The organism is Pseudomonas mendocina (assembly GCF_003008615.1).
GTDB classification, from domain to species: domain Bacteria; phylum Pseudomonadota; class Gammaproteobacteria; order Pseudomonadales; family Pseudomonadaceae; genus Aquipseudomonas; species Aquipseudomonas mendocina_C.
The window spans coordinates 3,248,643-3,264,673 of record NZ_CP027657.1 but is presented as its reverse complement, the minus strand read 5'-3'; the positions used below and the strand labels follow the sequence as shown (position 1 = coordinate 3,264,673).

The 16,031-nt window shown below is 65.5% G+C and carries 14 protein-coding genes; 2 read left to right on the top strand and 12 right to left on the bottom strand.

Annotated features, from left to right (window positions below; all coding sequences use genetic code 11):
• Window positions 1-226: 226 nt before the first annotated feature.
• A complete protein-coding gene (locus C7A17_RS15235; protein ID WP_106742952.1) occupies window positions 227-1,573 on the top strand; it encodes a cache domain-containing protein in 1,347 nt (448 codons plus the stop codon).
• Between the two features lie 10 nt (window positions 1,574-1,583).
• Entirely contained in the window at window positions 1,584-2,234 is a 651-nt protein-coding gene (locus tag C7A17_RS15230) for a response regulator (RefSeq protein WP_106738807.1), read from the top strand.
• Window positions 2,235-2,262: 28 nt separating this feature from the next.
• On the opposite strand, the gene C7A17_RS26925 is transcribed toward C7A17_RS15230, so the two are convergent.
• From C7A17_RS26925 to C7A17_RS15175, 12 genes are all read right to left on the bottom strand, one after another.
• Window positions 2,263-2,412, bottom strand: coding sequence for a hypothetical protein (locus C7A17_RS26925; RefSeq protein ID WP_199796329.1), 150 nt, complete (start codon window positions 2,410-2,412; stop codon window positions 2,263-2,265).
• A 191-nt stretch (window positions 2,413-2,603) separates the two neighbouring features.
• Window positions 2,604-3,962: a DNA repair protein RadA gene (gene radA / locus C7A17_RS15225; RefSeq protein ID WP_106738806.1), complete on the bottom strand. Its 1,359-nt coding sequence runs from the start codon at window positions 3,960-3,962 to the stop codon at window positions 2,604-2,606.
• 59 nt (window positions 3,963-4,021) lie between these two features.
• Window positions 4,022-5,209, bottom strand: coding sequence for an MFS transporter (locus tag C7A17_RS15220; RefSeq protein WP_106738805.1), 1,188 nt, complete (start codon window positions 5,207-5,209; stop codon window positions 4,022-4,024).
• A complete protein-coding gene (locus C7A17_RS15215) occupies window positions 5,206-6,276 on the bottom strand; it encodes an aliphatic sulfonate ABC transporter substrate-binding protein (protein WP_106738804.1) in 1,071 nt (356 codons plus the stop codon). The genes C7A17_RS15220 and C7A17_RS15215 overlap by 4 nt, the downstream gene beginning before the upstream one ends.
• Before the next feature lie 5 nt (window positions 6,277-6,281).
• Window positions 6,282-8,069 (bottom strand): M3 family metallopeptidase, encoded by a 1,788-nt coding sequence (locus C7A17_RS15210; protein ID WP_106738803.1) that lies wholly within the window; start codon window positions 8,067-8,069, stop codon window positions 6,282-6,284.
• A gap of 7 nt (window positions 8,070-8,076) precedes the next feature.
• Window positions 8,077-8,949, bottom strand: coding sequence for a cupin domain-containing protein (locus tag C7A17_RS15205; RefSeq protein WP_106738802.1), 873 nt, complete (start codon window positions 8,947-8,949; stop codon window positions 8,077-8,079).
• Window position 8,950: 1 nt separating this feature from the next.
• Window positions 8,951-9,811, bottom strand: coding sequence for a transporter substrate-binding domain-containing protein (locus C7A17_RS15200; RefSeq protein ID WP_106738801.1), 861 nt, complete (start codon window positions 9,809-9,811; stop codon window positions 8,951-8,953).
• Between the two features lie 3 nt (window positions 9,812-9,814).
• Entirely contained in the window at window positions 9,815-11,152 is a 1,338-nt protein-coding gene (locus tag C7A17_RS15195; RefSeq protein WP_106738800.1) for an LLM class flavin-dependent oxidoreductase, read from the bottom strand.
• Window positions 11,153-11,169: 17 nt separating this feature from the next.
• A complete protein-coding gene (locus tag C7A17_RS15190) occupies window positions 11,170-11,904 on the bottom strand; it encodes an amino acid ABC transporter ATP-binding protein (RefSeq protein WP_106738799.1) in 735 nt (244 codons plus the stop codon).
• Window positions 11,897-12,703: an amino acid ABC transporter permease gene (locus C7A17_RS15185; RefSeq protein ID WP_106738798.1), complete on the bottom strand. Its 807-nt coding sequence runs from the start codon at window positions 12,701-12,703 to the stop codon at window positions 11,897-11,899. The genes C7A17_RS15190 and C7A17_RS15185 overlap by 8 nt, the downstream gene beginning before the upstream one ends.
• On the bottom strand, window positions 12,700-13,437 hold the full coding sequence (locus C7A17_RS15180) for an amino acid ABC transporter permease (RefSeq protein ID WP_106738797.1): 738 nt from the start codon (window positions 13,435-13,437) through the stop codon (window positions 12,700-12,702). Before C7A17_RS15180 ends, C7A17_RS15185 begins: the two co-directional genes overlap by 4 nt.
• Window positions 13,438-13,447: 10 nt before the next feature.
• Window positions 13,448-15,856 carry a TonB-dependent receptor plug domain-containing protein gene (locus C7A17_RS15175; protein ID WP_106738796.1) on the bottom strand — a complete coding sequence of 803 codons (2,409 nt, stop codon included), beginning with the start codon at window positions 15,854-15,856 and terminating at the stop codon, window positions 13,448-13,450.
• Between the last annotated feature and the right edge of the window lie 175 nt (window positions 15,857-16,031).

Below are 16,031 nucleotides of genomic sequence, written 5' to 3'. Positions count from 1 at the left end.
GCAGCAGCCCTTCTTGCCACTATCGGCGTGCAGCGGCCATCTCCCCCTCTGATCCGAGTCATGAACACTCCTTGCGGTGAGCCTTATCCACCTTAAATCAGTGTCCACTAAGCCCGGAACAGACCAGACAGACCACTACGCAAAACGTCGAGATTCATAACCCAGCTCTTGCGTGGTCGTCATGAAGGGCCGAACCTATAGCATCGCCCCACCCCCGCCTGAAACCATGCAGCTCAAGCACAAGATCGTCACCCTCAGCCTTCTGCCCCTGCTGCTCGCGGTCACCGTGGTCGGCCTGCTGGTGATGCTGCAGAACCAGCGCCTGGGCGAACAACAGGCGCAGTTGATCGAACAAAGCATCATGAGCAGCAAGAAGGCCGAGCTGCGCCACTACGTAGGTCTCGCCCTCAGCACCATCGAGCCGCTTTACCAGAGTGGCGACGACGAGCAGACCCGCCAGCAAGTGCTCGATGTGCTGCAGCGGATGAACTTCGGCAGCGATGGCTACTTCTTCGTCTATGACGAGCATGGCCGCAGTCTGATGCATCCGCGTCAGCGCGAGCTGGTTGGCCGCGATCTGTGGAACATGACTGACGGCCGCGGTCTGCCAGTGATCCAGGCACTGCTGAAAAGCGCCAGCGAGGGCGATGGTTTCCAGCCCTATCGCTGGCGCAAGCCCTCCAGCGGTGAGGAGTCCGAGAAGCTCGCCTACGTGGTGATGCTCGATCGCTGGGGCTGGATGCTCGGCACCGGCATCTACCTCGATGACGTCGAACAGGCCATCCGCCAGGTACGCAGCGACGTGACCGACGGTCTCTACAGCACCGTACTGACCATTGGTGTGGTGGCGCTGATCGCCGTGCTGCTGGTGTACGCCAGCGGCCTGACCCTCAACGTCAGTGAACACCGCCTGGCCGACCGCAAGCTGCAGCAACTGACCCAACGCATCGTCACCTCGCAAGAGGAGGAACGCTCACGGGTATCACGTGAACTGCATGACGGTATCAGCCAGCAACTGGTATCGATCAAGTTCCAGTTCGAGCTGGCCGCCCAGCAACTCGATACCGCTGACGCTCGCGCCGGCGCCACCCTGCACCGCGGTATCCAGCACCTGGCAGGTGCCATCGGCGAAGTGCGGCGTATTTCCCACGACCTGCATCCTTCCCTGCTGGACACCCTCGGCCTGTCCTCGGCTATCGGTCAACTGGCATCGGAGTTCGCCCAGCGCAGCGGCCTGACCGTCGACTACCATAGTGATCTAGGTGACGTGCGCCCGCCCACCGGGGTGACCGTGGCGCTGTTTCGCATTCTTCAGGAGGCGCTGACCAACATCGAACGGCACGCCCATGCCAGCCATGTGGAAATCGACCTGAACGGTATGCCGCGACGTATCGAGCTGCGCATCCGCGACGACGGTGTCGGCTTCGACCCGGATCACATCGAGCACAGCCACGGCGGTATCGGCCTGCGCAATATCCGCGAACGGGTCGAGCACTTTGGCGGTCAGTTCCGCATCAGCTCCCAACCGCAACGCACCGAACTGCACGTGGCTCTGCGCCTGGAACCCAATTGAAGGAGGCAGGATGGATAGCGCTTCGATCCGCATAGCCCTGATCGACGACCACGCCCTGGTGCGTGACGGCGTGCGCGCGCTGCTGGAAATGGTCGAGCGCTTCAAGGTGGTCGGCGAAACCGGCTGCGGCAAGGAGGCACTGACCCTGGTCGAACGTGAACGCCCCGACATCGTGGTCATGGATATCGGCCTCAAGGACATCAATGGCCTGGAGCTGACTGCCACGCTCAAGCAACTGCACCCATCGCTCAAGGTGCTGATCCTGAGCATGTACGACAATCAGGAATACGTCAGCCAGTCGCTACGCGCCGGCGCCTCGGGTTACGTGCTCAAGGATGCGCCGTCGCGCGAGATCGTTTCGGCCATCGAGGTGCTCGCCGTGGGAGGGCGCTTCTACAGCAGCGACATCGCCGAAAAACTGGCCAGCAGCGAACCGCAGCAAGAGGCCGAACTGACCCCACGCGAACGGCAGGTACTGCTGATGATGGCCCAGGGCCTGAACAACAAGGCCATGGCGCGCGAACTGGCGATCAGCGTGCGCACCGTGGAAACCCACCGCCTGAGCATCCGCCGCAAACTGGATATCGAGAAACCTGCCGACCTGATGCGTCAGGCCATGGAACACGGCTGGTCGCCTGAGCTGGACGCGCGCCCGGAATGAGGCGCGCGCCGCGAGCGACGAAGCGCACTCAGTGGATGCGGCAGGCGGCCTCGGCGGCCTGGCGACGCTGACGGCGCGCCTCGATACGTTGCCGTTCACGCGGCACTGCATCGCGCGATTGCACGGCCTGGGCATCGAAGTTGAAGGCACGGGAGAAGAAGTCGAAGAACAGGAACATGATGGTGTCTCCTTGTTTGGATACGCCTTCATGCTGCGCGCCGATAGCCTGCTATCTATTGACCCGGGTCAATTTCCACCAGAGCCGGGTCGCGGCAGAACGCCGCAGCCGATACAGAGACGTAGCCCGGATGAAATCCGGGAAGAACGACACCGCAAAAGCCCCGGATTGCATCCGTGCTACGCCATCCTCTACTCGAACAGCGCATCCAGCGCCTGTTCCAGGCGTGTCACCGGGATGACCTGCAACCCCGCTGGAGACTCCTTCGGCGCATTGCCCTTGGGCACGATGGCGCGCTTGAAGCCGTGCTTGGCGGCCTCCTTCAAACGTTCCTGGCCACTCGGCACCGGACGGATCTCGCCGGACAGGCCGATCTCGCCGAACACCAGCAGGTCATGCTCCAGCGGCCGGTTGCGCAGGCTGGAGATCACCGCCGCCATCAGCGCCAGGTCGGACGCCGTCTCCAGCACCTTGACCCCGCCGACCACGTTGAGGAACACATCCTGGTCATAGGTCGGGATACCGCCGTGGCGATGCAGCACGGCCAGGAGCATGGCCAGGCGGTTCTGATCCAGGCCCAGGGTGACCCGGCGCGGATTCGCCAGGTGGCTGGTGTCGACCAACGCCTGCACCTCCACCAGCATCGGCCGCGAGCCTTCCCAGGTGGCCATCACCACACTGCCGGGCACTGCCTCCTGAGCGCGGGTGAGGAAGATCGCCGAGGGGTTGGAAACCTCCTTGAGGCCCTTGTCGGTCATGCCGAACACGCCCAGCTCGTTGACCGCGCCGAAGCGGTTCTTCACCGCCCGCAGCAAGCGCAGGCGACCATCGGACTCGCCCTCGAAATACAGCACCGTGTCGACCATGTGCTCCAACACGCGCGGGCCGGCCAGCGCGCCTTCCTTGGTGACGTGGCCGACCAGGAAGATCGCCGTGCCGCTCTGCTTGGCGAAACGCACCAACAGCGCCGCGCTCTCGCGCACCTGGGCGACGCCGCCCGGGGCCGATTGCAGTTGCTCGGTGAAGATGGTCTGGATCGAGTCGATCACCATCACCTTGGGTTTTTCCTGCCGCGCGGTGGCGATGATCGTCTCGATGCAGGTTTCGGTCATCACCTTGAGCTTGTCCTGCGGCAAGTCCAGGCGCCGTGCACGCATGGCCACCTGCTGCTGCGATTCCTCACCGGTGACGTACAAGGCCGGAAAGCGCTGGGCGATGTTGCACAGGGTCTGCAGGAGGATGGTCGACTTGCCGATGCCCGGATCGCCGCCGATCAGCACCACCGAGCCATCGACCAGGCCGCCGCCGAGCACACGATCCAGCTCGCCGGAGGCGGTGGAAAAGCGCGGAATCTCCTCGACGCTGACCTCGGCCAGGGTCTTGATATTGGCCTTGTCGCCGGCCCAACCGGTGCGCCCGCTGGGCGTAGCGCCCTCGACCACGGTTTCCACCAGGGTGTTCCAGGCGCCACACTCGCCACACTGCCCAGCCCATTTGGGAAAGGTGGCGCCGCACTCGGTGCAGCCGTACATGCGTTTAGCCTTGGCCATGGGGAAATCGTCCTGCCTGTTGAGCGAAGGCTGGAACGATACCGAACTACTGGATAGATTTACAGACCAGAGCGATCCACCGCCACGCACGTTTCGCCAGCACCTGCACGCGCTCGCCACTCCGACCAGGCAATCAGTGCCGCACCGGCAAGCAGCAACAATGCCCAGGCGGGAAACAACTGGCGCAGTTCGAGCCAGTGGCTGAGCCCGGCGCCCAGCAAGCTGCCGCCGAGCATGCCCAGGGTTTGCGCCAGGCTGAACAGACCGGAAACGCCGCCCTTGTCCAGCGGCAGCCGGGACAGACGACCGACGTTCGCCAGGTGCACCGCCGAAGCCGCCAGGCTGAGCAGCACTGCCGCCAGCAGCAGGCCAGCGAAGGAATCGAGTCGGCCCATCAGCCATAAAGCCAGGCAACCAGCCGGCAAGGCCAGCAGGTAGATCGTCCGTGGCGCCAGCCCGGCCAACAATCGGCCAAGGCCAAACAACGCCAGCACCGTGACCAACCCCTGCGTGGTCAGCAACGCCACGGCTTCGCTCTGCGACCAGTGCAACTGCTCCAGACACAAGACCAGGGCGAAGGTGGCGAACAGGCTGCCAGTTGCACTGGCCAACCACTCGATCAGACAGCAGTGGCGCAAGGCAGGCTCGCCAAGCAACACCGGCAAACCACCGGAGCGCCGGCTGGTGCTGACCACCGATGCCTCCTGGCGCCAGAAACGCAGCCCCCACAGCCCCATCCCGGCGAAACTGAGCGCGACCCAGACGAACGCCAGTGCACCGAAGTGGCTGTACAGCCAATTGCCCAGCCACGGCCCCAGCAACAGCAGGCCAACCATCAGCGCACCACGGAACCAGCCTGCCTTGCTCATCCCTAACTCGGGCAGGCGTTGCAGGAACAACCCACTCATCGCCACCGAACGAAACGGCACGCAAGTGCCCACCAGCAGGCGCAGCGCCGCCAGCCAGAGCCAGTTCGCCCAGGCCAGAATGGCCAGGTGCAGCAACACCGGCAGCAAGCTGGCCAGCAGGTACAGCCGACGACTGCCGAAACGGTCGATCAGCAGCCCCGCCGGCAGGGTCAACAGCACCATGCCCAGGGCTTCGGCCGCGCCGATCAGGCCGATCTGCGCGGCGCTCGCGCCCAGCTCCAGGGCGTACAGGGTGGTGATCAGCTTGGCCATGCCCAGGGTGGCGCCACTGAGCGTGGCCAGTGAGAGAAACGGCAGCAGGAACGCGCCGCCCCTCATCGCGCGTCCCGGAACAGCCAGCCCAGCTCGCCGGCCAGAGCCTCTGCTGCCGCCAGCGGCGCCGGGTCGATCCAGCTGGCGACATCGAAGTCACCGGGCAGGAAGCCTTCGCGCAGGAGGAAATCCTTCTGCAGCGCCAGGCCCTGCCGATACGTGTCGCTCAGCGCCGGGCGCAGGTGCAGATGGAAACTCTCACCATAGCCCTGGAGGATCGACTCGGGGCTGCTGGCGGTCTCCTCGGCCAGGGCGAGCACTGCCGCGTCACGGTGCTCACGCGCCCAATCGGCGGTGGCCAGGAGCACGGCCAGGTATTGGCTGACCAGCTCCGGCGCGCGCTGCACCAGGTCGCGGTTGACGGTGATCGGTCGTGGCGTGCCGGCGTTGACCCGCACCAGCGGATCGGGATGGGCATTGATATCGAGCAAGGCGCGCAAACCATGCTTTGCCTGCAGCGCGACGCTACTCGCGCCCTTGGCATAGATGGCATCAACGCGTCCTTCGAGCAGTGCCGCGAGCAGATCGGCACGGTCGCCACCCGCGCCAGCCTGGCCGGTTTCGCGCAGGTCGAATTCACCGCCTTCGATATCGACGAAGGCCACCGCCTCGCGTGGCACCTCGGCCAGTTCGAGGGCCGTGAGCAGGCCGCGCAGATGCGCGGTACGGGCGATATCGACATTGCGCGTGTGGTGCTTGGGCAGCCCCAGGCGCCGGCCCGGCAGGCCGCTCGGTTCACGCAGCGGGCTGTCGTCGCGGACCAGCAGCACCTGGCGCTCGTCCACCCAGGTGATGCCAACCACCAGGGTGTCCTGGCCGCTGGCGCGCGCCCAGATCGGCGGCACGTTGCCGCCCTCGCGGAACATGTCCGGATGCGCGTGGTTGTAGTGCGCCTCGCGCACCCGGGCGTCCGCAGAGGCGCGCAACGACTGCAGCTCGACGCCGCGCTCGGCGAAGGCGCGATGCAGCCAGCGGTAGTGCTGGGCGATACCGGAAGTGGTCGGCACCGGGCAGCGGCTGTACCACAGCGCCGGGCAGCCGCTGTCGAGATTGAGAACGGTAGGGGTGCTCATGGCGGTCATTCCTCGGAGAAATAGGGTTGGGCAAGCTGTTCGAGCTGGGTCACATGGCCGTCGATCAGGCCGAGCACTGCGCGGAAGGCAGCGCCGTCGCGCATGTCCAGATCCAGTTGCTGGAGCAGCGTCGCGGCATCGATCGAACTGCCCTGGCGCAGGGCCGCACACCAGCGCTCGGCGGCCTGCGGATCACTGGCCAGGCGCACTTGGTAGAGGCTGGCAATGCTTTGTCCGGCTGCGTAGGTATAGGGGTAGAGCCCCATGTAGTAGTGCTGCTGACGCAGCCAGGTGAGTCCGGCCGTGTCGTCGATGTCCACCGCGTCGCCCCAGAAGTCGCGCAGCACCTGGGTCTTGATCCGCTCCAGGGCTTCGGCACCGGGCAGGCTCCCGGCATCCGCCTGGTGATAGACGCGCACCTGGAACTCCGACTCCAGATAATGGGTGACGAAGTTGTGGTAGTAGCTGTTGAGCAGCTCGAACACCGCCGACAGGCGCTGGGTCGCATCGTCGCTGCGCAGCAGATGAGCGGCCAGCAGCAGCTCGTTGAGGGTCGACGGTGCCTCGATGAAATAGCGCAGCGGCGCGGCGTTGAGCACCGCCTGGTGCTCGGCCGACCAGTGGAAATGCACGGCATGGCCCAGTTCGTGGGCCAGCAGGAACATGTCGCGCGGGCTGCCCGTCCAGGTCATCAGCACGTAAGGATGCGGCCCGAACGGGCTGGCGCAGCCGGAGCTGTCGGCCTTGTTCGGCTGCTGAGCGTGCTCCACCCAGCGCTCGTCGAAAGCGCGGCGCAGCACCTCGGCATAGTCATCGCCGAGCGCCTGGCCAGCGGCGAGGATGGCCTCGCGGGCGAAGTCGAAGCTGACCTCGCCGGGAATCTGTGGCGGGTAGGCCTTGAGATCGTGAAAGGCCAGCTTCGGCAGACCGAGCAGACGTCGCTTGACCTCGACGAAGCGGCGCATCAGTGGCGCCAGCCCTTCGTTGAATACCGCACGCTGGGCCTCGAAGAAGGCGCGGTCGATACCCTGCTGCCAGAACAGCAGATCCAGGGTATCGTTGAACCCCCGCAGACGCGCCAGGCTCACCTGGCGCGACACTTCACCGGCATAGGCGGCGGCGAAGGCATGCCGATGCGCCGACACGCCATCGGCGAACACCCTGGCGGCCGAAGCCCGCAGCCTGGCATCGGGACTGGTCTCGAAGCGTTTTTCGAAGCGTGACAGGCTGAACGGCCAGCGCACGCCCGCGGCATCCTCGACCTCGGCGAAACGCAGGTCGCCGGCCTTGATCCGCCGGTACAGCTGCACCGGCAGTTGCAGACTGGTATCCAGCGCGGCGAGGGCGCGCTCGACCTCGCCGGCAAGCACATGCTGACGGCCAGCGCGCAACGAGCGATAGCGCCCGGCATAAACACCCAGCCCCGGTTCGACGTGCAGCCACTGCGCCCAGGCAGCCTCATCGGTCAGCACCAGCAGTGCATTGAACGCTGCCAGACGCTGGCCGATGGCGGCACCGGATTCGCGCAGGCGCGCCGCATGACGCTGTGGCTCGCTGGCGCGGCCATCGACGAAACTCTGGATGCCCATATAGGTGGACAGACGCCCCTGACGGCGCTGCAGGCCGTCTACAGCCTGCAGCCAAAACAGCAGCGCCACACCATCGCCAGGCGGCTCGGGCGCCACCTCATCCAGCAGCCCGCGCAGCTCGTCCAGGGCGGCCTCCCAGGCCTGCTGGTCGGTGAACAGATCCGCCAGGGCGCAAACCGGCCCGGCGACTGGCACGTCGCTCATGCGAACCTCAGCGCAGGTGGGTGAAATAGCTGTAGCCAAGGCGCGCCAGACGTTGCGCGGCCAGTTCCACGGCCTTGACCTGACCGACCAGCACCACGGGCACCTCGGGGCTGCCTTGCAGGCCGGCACTGCTGGCCTCCCAATCGTCCAGGCTGACGCGGCGCGGAGTCACCAGCTTTTCCAGCAGCGGGTTGTGGTGATCGACAGCGATGACTTCCAGCGGCTCACCGGACGCCAGCGCCTCGCTCACCTCACCGAAGGTCGAGGGATGCACCCCGGACACCACCTGGCGCTGCACCGCCGATGGCGTGCGCACGTAGTTGCGGCTGTCGGGCGCCTCGAACACCGGCAGGCCGGAATTGGCCGGGTCGTCCAGGCCGGCGTCGTACAGGTGCAGGTGCAGGGTCTGGATGTCGTCCTCGACTTCCAGGGTGTGGTACAGGCCGCTGCCGATGAAGGCCGGCGCTCCCGGCACCACGTCGGTGACTTCCAGCACTTCCAGTTGGCCCTGTCCTTCGACGCTGGCGTCATCGATCCGCTGGTAGATACGGTTGCGCTCGAGGCCTTTCACCGCCCCCATGGACACCCAGGCCGGATGCGTATGCGGCTGGGTCTGCACCTTGCCGTAGATGCCACCGGTGATGTACAGCGCGTTCTGCCGGTCGGCGTCCTCACCCAGGCGATACAGCCCGGCGTGGGTGTTGAGCTTGATCGGGAAGCTGTCGATGGGGAACAGCTCGCTGCGCTGGCTGAGGGTATTCACCGCGTTCTTGATGCGCGCGACGAAAGCCGGGGTTTCACCGGCCTCCTCGGCCTTGGCGGCGCGCACTTCCTCGATCAGGGCACGGATCGCCCGGTTGCGTTCATGAATCAGGGACATTTCAGTTCTCCACGTCAGAAGTGTTGGCGGCGTAGCGCTGATGCTGCTCGGCTACCCAGGGGTTGGCAGGAATGCCATGGCGTTTTTCCAGCTCGACGATCAGCCCGCTGCGGTGCCAGTCGGCGACCACCTCATCGAGAAAGGCGCGCAGCTGCGGGCGGTTGTTGCGCAGGGTGATCGACCAGTAGGCGAAGTCCTGGCTCGGCAGCTTGATCTCGAAGTCGCGCCAGACATTCGCGCCGTCGCGTTGCAGCAGCACCTCGAAGTAGGTGTCGTAGGCCGCCAGACCCAGGCAGCGGCCGTCGACCACGGCCTTCTGCGAGTCGATCTCGCCACCGAAGTAGGTGACGAAGTTGATGCCGAAGCGGCGCTCGCCGATACGCAGCCAGGAGTTGGTCGGCGACGAGCAGATGCTCTTGCCGCGCAGCGCTTCCCAGCTGTCGATGGACGTCGACTTGAGCGCAAGCACGGTGGTGCCGGAACGGTAGAAACCGGGCTCGGCGAAGTCCAGCTGCACCTTGCGTTCCGGCGAATAGGAAAGCGTCGAGACCATGAAGTCGCAGCGCCCCTGGCGGACGAATTCGATGCGGTTGGTCGGTGTCACACGCACCACCTGCAACTCCAGCGAACGCCCCAGGCGCTGCTCGAGACGTTGCTGCACGTCGACGATCAGGTCGTGAATCATGCCCGCCGGCTTGCCCTGCTCGTCGTAGTAGGCGAACAGCGGGAAGGCCATGGTGGTGCATACCGCCACCCGTCCACGGTCACGGATCTGCTTGAGGCCGTCGGCCGGCTCGTCGGCCGCCAGCAGCGGGTTTGCCGTCAGGGCCAGCAGCAGACTGGCCAGAAGTGCGAAGCGCATGATTCAGCTCCTGCCCTGGAAACGGTTGAGTGGACGCGCCAGGCCGAGCTTCTCGCGCAGCGTGCCGGCGGCGTACTGGTGTTTGAACAGGCCGCGCTCGCGCAGGATCGGCAACACCTGCTCGGCGAACTCGCGCAGGTTGTCGTCCAGGTACAGCGGCTTGAAGTTGAAGCCATCGGCGGCGCCCGACTCGAACCACAGCTGCAGGTCGTCAGCCACCTCCTCGGCCGTACCGAGCAATACGCGGTGACCACCGGAGCCCGCCACCTGCAGCGCCAACTGGCGAATGCTCAGGCCTTTCTCACGCGCCTGGCGCAGGAACAGCGCCTGCTTGCTGCGGTTACCGTTGGTCAGCGCCAGCTCGGGCAGTGGGCCGTCGAGGGGATAGGCCGACAGGTCAGTACCTCCCGACAGCGCGGAGAGGAACGACACCGCCACGTCGATATCGATCAGTTCGTTGAGCGCGCGCAGCTTGTCCTCGGCTTCGCCGCGGCTGCGTCCGACTATCACCGACAGGCCAGGCATGATCAGTTGCTGCTCAGGCTGGCGACCGAAGGCCGGCAGGCGCGACTTCAGCTCGCAGTAGAAGGCCTGCGCCTGGGCCAGCTCCTGCTGGGTGGTGAACACCACATCGGCGACCCGCGCCGCCAGTTGCAGGCCCTCCTCCGAGGAGCCGGCCTGCACCACCAGCGGATGGCCCTGCGGCGGACGTGGCACGTTGAGCGGCCCGCGCACCGAGAAGTGCCGGCCGCGATGCTCCAGCGGGTGCACCTTGCTGCCATCGAGGTAACGGCCACTGGCCTTGTCACGCGGGAAGGCGTCGTCTTCGAGGCTGTCCCACAGCGCCTTGACCACATCGACGAACTCTTCAGCACGCTGGTAGCGCTCGCCGTGCTCGAAGTGCTGCTCGCGACCGAAATTGCCAGCCTCGGCATCGGTCAGCGAGGTCACCAGGTTCCAGCCGGCGCGACCACCACTGAGGTGATCGAGCGAAGCGAAGCTGCGCGCCACATGAAATGGCTCCTGATAGGAGGTGCTGGCGGTGGCCACCAGGCCGATGTCACGCGTCACCGCCGACAGCGCGGCGAGCAGGGTCAGCGGTTCGAGCCCGGCAGCACCGGAGGAGCGCTCGGCACTGGCTTTGTCACGCCCGCCGAAGGCCAGACGGTCGGCGAAGAACAGCGCATCGAAACCGGCCGCCTCGGCCAGCTCGGCGGTGGCGCGGTCGGCGGCAAAATCCGGGGCGCCGTCGCGCGAGGCCGGGTGGCGCCAGGCGGCGACATGCGCGCCACTGGCCGCAGGGAACAGGAACAGCTTGAGGTGTCGCGGGGAAGAACTCATGGCAGGGCCTCGGGAAATCACAGGCAGTTGTCGAGGAAACGCTGGGTACGCGGGTCTTGCGGGGCGCCGAACAAGTGGGCGGGCGGCCCCTGCTCGACGATGCGACCACGGTCGGTGAAGAACACCCGGTCGGCGATCTCGCGGGCGAACTGCATCTCGTGGGTGACGATCAGGCAGGTCATGCCACTGGCGGCCACATCGCGGATGGTGGTCAGCACTTCCTTGACGGTTTCCGGGTCGAGCGCGGCGGTGACCTCGTCGAACATCATCACGTCCGGGCGCATGGCCAGGCTGCGGGCAATCGCCACGCGCTGCTGCTGGCCTCCGGACAGCTGACCGGGAAAGGCCTCGGCCTTGTCCTCCAGGCGCACCTTGCGCAGCAACTCGCGGGCATATTCGCGGGCCTGCGGCAGCGGCTCCTTGAGCACGCTGGTCGGCGCCAGGGTGATGTTGTCCAGCACGTTCAGGTGCGGGAACAGGTTGTAGCTCTGGAAGATCAGGCCGATGCGCCGGCGCAGCGCCAGCAGATCGACCTGCGGGTCGTCGACGCGAATGCCGCAGACCTCGATCTCGCCAGCCTCGATCGGTGTCAGGCCATTGAGGGTACGTAGCAGGGTCGACTTGCCGGAGCCGGACGGACCGATCAGGCAGACGATCTCCGACGGCGCCACCTCCAGCGAGAAACCATCGAGCACCTGGGTGCCATTGAAGGATTTGCGGATGCCGCGCACCGCGATCTGGGGACTAGTCATGCAGGCTCCACTTGCGTTCCAGCGCCTTGGAGGCACGAGAAATCGGATAGATGTAGAAGAAGAAAACCAGGAACACGAAGAGGTAGCCGGGCAGCAGCAGCTCGGGGCGTGACTCGGCGGCCAGGCGCAGCTGCATGGTGGTCATCAGATCCTCGATGCCCAGCAGGCTGGCCAGGGCGGTGGCCATGGTCACGGTGCAGTAGAGGTTCATCCAGGCCGGCAGCATGCTGCGCAGGGCCTGCGGCAGAACCACCTTGCGCAGGATCTGGCGACGATCGAGGCCGAGCGAAGCCGCCGCCTCCCACTGCGCCACGGGCACCGACTGGATGCCGCCACGCACCACTTCGGCGGCGTAGCCGGAAGCGGTCAGCGACAGGCCGACGGCGACCTTGATCCAGTCCGGAATCTGGTAGTACTCGCCGCCCCACTCCACCTCGAAGGGGATCAGGTACATGATGAAGAAGATCACCACCAGCCACGGCGCATTGCGGAAGAACAGCGTGAACAGCCGCGCCGGCCGTGCCAGCAGCGACCGTGGCGAGACCTGCAGGGCGCCGAGCAGCAGCCCCAGCAGGCTGGCCAGAACGACCGAGACCAGGCCGATCCAGATGTTCACCGCGAAGCCCTGCAACAGCGCCGGCAGCCAGCGCCAGAACAGCTGCAGCACTTCGCTATGGCCCTGCAGCCAATGTGCGATCCAGCCCAGCACGGCAAGCGCCAGCAGTTTCGCCGGGGTCGGCCGCAGGTAACCGGCCAGGCCGCCAGCGGCACGCTCGAAGGAAGCAACCAAGGTATTCATAGGCCGTGGTACCCCGGCAAGGTCAGGCGGCGCTCGATGGCGCGCATGCCCATCGACACCAACCCAAGCAGGGTGAAATAGGTGATGAACAGCACGACCATCATTTCCGGGACGTTGAAGTTGTCACTCCAGATCCGGTTGGCCGCGTAGGTCAGCTCAGGTACGGCGATGGCGTAGGCCACCGAGGTCGCCTTGACTGCCTGCACCAGGCTGTTGCCCACCGACGGCAACGCGTTACGCAAGGCCAGCGGCAGCACCACCTTGCGAAAGGTCTGCGCCGGGTTCAGGCCAAGCGACTGCGCCGCCTCGATGGTCGAGCGCGGCACCGCATCGAGGCTGCCGCGAATCGCCTCCACCTGATAGGCACCGGCATGAATGCCGAGCACCAGCAGGGCCCAGAAGAAATTCACGATCAACTGGCTCTGTGCGTTGCCGTCGTTCAGCTCGAACGACAGCAGCGCACCCAGGCCGAAGTAGAAGAAGAACAGCTGGATCAGCAGCGGCGTGTTGCGGAATACCTCGACATAGAGAGTGACCAGTTGCCGCGGTAGATCCCAGCGACTGCCCTTCATCCAGGCGCCAAGCACCCCGATCACCAGCGAGATCGCCACGCTCAGCACCGACAGCGCGATGGTCAACGCCAGCCCGAGGAGAAAGCGCTGGCGATCGATAGGATCCCAGAGGATGGTCAGGTTCACGCCCCAGGACGTGAACCAGGCTTGGAGTAGATCCATTACCCGCACCTCACCAGGCGAAGTTCAGCGAGGCGTAGTAGAAGGCCCCGTCAGCCGACAGCGGCGAATAGCTGGTGTACTGGAAGGTACCGGTAGCGTTGTTCTCGGCGCGGGTGCGATCCGGGCGGGTGTCGAACAGATTGTCGGCGCCCACGGTCAGCCGCCAGTTGTCGCTCCAGGAGTAGCTGGCGGACAGGTCGAGCGTCCATTTGGAGGCGAACTTCTGGTCGAGGTTAGGGCTGGTGTTGCTGTAGACCCAGAACGAACCATAGCGGTTGAGCGCGGCGTGCAGATCCAGGTTCAGCGCACTGATCGAGTAGTCGCCAGCGATGATCAGCTTGTGCCGCGGGTTGGTGTCGGTCAGTTGGCCGACCTCGCGCCGCTCCACCAGGCTGATCGGGATGCCGAGCTGACCGAGGATCGCCGGGCTTTCCGCCAGGTCGGTGACCTTGGTGCGGTTGTAGGCGTAGGTCAGCGTGCCCTTGAGGTTGTCGCCGTTGTCCAGGCGCCAGCGGTACTCACCGGTGAGGTCGAGGCCGATGGTGCGGGTGTCGGCGGCGTTGGTCATGTAACGCACGCTCTGGTAGCTGTCGCTGACGATGCCGTTGTCGAGCAGGTACTGGCGGGCCACCGCCGAGGTCACCGGGAAGGCCGAGGACAGGTTGATGCGATCATCGATGGTGATGCGGTAGGCATCGGCGGTCAGCGTCAGGTTGTCGGTCGGACGCAGCACCAGGCCGATGGTCTGACTCTGCGAGGTCTCCGCCTCGAGATCTTCGGCGCCGAGCAGGCGCGCGATATTGGAATCCACGGCGAAGGTGCCGGACTGCACCAGCACCGGGCCGTTGCCCAGATCCTGACTCTGGCTCTGGATGCTCGAATAATGCTGCTGGGTCAGGGTCGGCGCGCGGAAACCGTTGGACAGCGAGCCGCGCAAAGCGATACGCGGGGTGAAGTCATAGCGAGCCGACAACGAACCGGACACCGAATTGCCGAAATCGCTGTAGTTCTCGTGACGGGCCGCCAGCGACAGGGTCAGCTTGTCGGTGACCTTGCCCTCCAGATCCAGATAAGTGGCCAGGCTGTGGCGACTCCAGTCGCCGGCGCTCAGCGGCGAGATGCCTGGCATCGACACCGCACCGGCGCCATACCAGGAAGCGTAGTCACCGGCGCTGATCTCCAGATCCTGCGCCTGGTATTCCAGGCCGACGGACACCGACAGCGGCTCGACCAGGCCCACGTCGAAGGCGCGCGACAGGTTGAGGTTACCGACCCACTGCGAGGACTCGTAGGTGCCGTTGTGGAAGTTGGTCGGCGAGCTGCCCGTCTCGTTGAACAGCCGGGTGTTGACGCTCTTGATGTACGGATCATAGGTGTTGCGTCCCCAGTCCACGGAGGCATCGTAGGCCCACTCGCCAGCCAGCTGGCCACGGGAGCCGAACACCAGCGCCTGATCCTTGATCACCGGGTCGTACTGCGGCAGGTAGCCGTCCGGGAAGTAGGCGGCGACCGCGGCACTGGTCGCCCGCTGGCGGCCGTAGTGGCTCTGCGCGTCACGCCGACTCCAGGTACCGAAGCTGTACAGCTCGACGGCATCGTTGAGGGCATAGCTGGCGTTGAAGGCCAGCTTGCCGCTCTCCAGGGCCGGCGCGCCGACCTTGTTGGTGACCTGGCCATAGACGCCATCAGCCTGTGCGCCAGGGGTGATGTCCGCACCGGCACGGTTGGTCGCATCGTTGTGCTGGCCTTCGGCGGACAGCGTCAGCGAACCGGACTCGCCCAGGGCGAAACCGGCGAAGCCCTGCAGCTCACGGCGCGTGCCATCGCCATCGTCGTAGCGGCCGAGGGTGGCGTTGATTCCGCCGCCTTCGCTCTGATCCTTGAGGATGATGTTGATCACCCCGGCAATGGCGTCCGAGCCGTAGCGCGCCGACGCGCCATCGCGCAGCACCTCGACGCGCTCGATGGCCGATACCGGAATCGCCGCCAGGTCGATCGGGTTGGTGCCACGCCCCAGGGCGCCACCGGTATTGAGGAAAGCACCGGCGTTGCGACGCTTGCCATTGACCAGCACCAGCGCCTGATCCGGCGCCAGGCCACGCATGACCAGCGGGCGCACCGCCTCGCCACCGACGGTATTGTGCGGCCGCGGCACGCTGACCGAGGCCAGCAGCTTGTTCAGCGCACCGGCCAGATCGCTGGTGCCCTGGTTGCTCAGTTGTTCGCCACTGATGACATCGATGGGCTGCACGGCGTCGGCAGCCTGGCGGCCACTCACGCGAGTACCGGTGACGACGACGGTGGAGAGCTTGTCGGCGCCATCGGCGGCAAAGGCCGGAGCCGGGAAAGGCAAGGCGAGACTCGCCAGGCCAAGAACGGGAAATGCACGCAAAGCAAAGAAGGAAGATGTTCTTCTCATGATGTTGGCTCGATCGCTGGATGGTTCACAAAGTCAACCGCGATCTGCCGACAGGTACGCGATAGCGAAAAAATGCAGCCTTATTCCTTGGCGGGAGCGCAATGCGCCTCTAGAATCCAAAGCAACTTCGCTATTTGCCTCGGGTTGATAGCACTTTAAGGAAATTAAAAAACAT

Coding starts and splice junctions, on each gene's coding strand:
- C7A17_RS15235 (WP_106742952.1), top strand. CDS start 227: ATGCAGCTCAAGCACAAGATCGTCACCCTCAGCCTTCTGCCCCTGCTG.
- C7A17_RS15230 (WP_106738807.1), top strand. CDS start 1,584: ATGGATAGCGCTTCGATCCGCATAGCCCTGATCGACGACCACGCCCTG.
- C7A17_RS26925 (WP_199796329.1), bottom strand. CDS start 2,412: ATGTTCCTGTTCTTCGACTTCTTCTCCCGTGCCTTCAACTTCGATGCC.
- radA (WP_106738806.1), bottom strand. CDS start 3,962: ATGGCCAAGGCTAAACGCATGTACGGCTGCACCGAGTGCGGCGCCACC.
- C7A17_RS15220 (WP_106738805.1), bottom strand. CDS start 5,209: ATGAGGGGCGGCGCGTTCCTGCTGCCGTTTCTCTCACTGGCCACGCTC.
- C7A17_RS15215 (WP_106738804.1), bottom strand. CDS start 6,276: ATGAGCACCCCTACCGTTCTCAATCTCGACAGCGGCTGCCCGGCGCTG.
- C7A17_RS15210 (WP_106738803.1), bottom strand. CDS start 8,069: ATGAGCGACGTGCCAGTCGCCGGGCCGGTTTGCGCCCTGGCGGATCTG.
- C7A17_RS15205 (WP_106738802.1), bottom strand. CDS start 8,949: ATGTCCCTGATTCATGAACGCAACCGGGCGATCCGTGCCCTGATCGAG.
- C7A17_RS15200 (WP_106738801.1), bottom strand. CDS start 9,811: ATGCGCTTCGCACTTCTGGCCAGTCTGCTGCTGGCCCTGACGGCAAAC.
- C7A17_RS15195 (WP_106738800.1), bottom strand. CDS start 11,152: ATGAGTTCTTCCCCGCGACACCTCAAGCTGTTCCTGTTCCCTGCGGCC.
- C7A17_RS15190 (WP_106738799.1), bottom strand. CDS start 11,904: ATGACTAGTCCCCAGATCGCGGTGCGCGGCATCCGCAAATCCTTCAAT.
- C7A17_RS15185 (WP_106738798.1), bottom strand. CDS start 12,703: ATGAATACCTTGGTTGCTTCCTTCGAGCGTGCCGCTGGCGGCCTGGCC.
- C7A17_RS15180 (WP_106738797.1), bottom strand. CDS start 13,437: ATGGATCTACTCCAAGCCTGGTTCACGTCCTGGGGCGTGAACCTGACC.
- C7A17_RS15175 (WP_106738796.1), bottom strand. CDS start 15,856: ATGAGAAGAACATCTTCCTTCTTTGCTTTGCGTGCATTTCCCGTTCTT.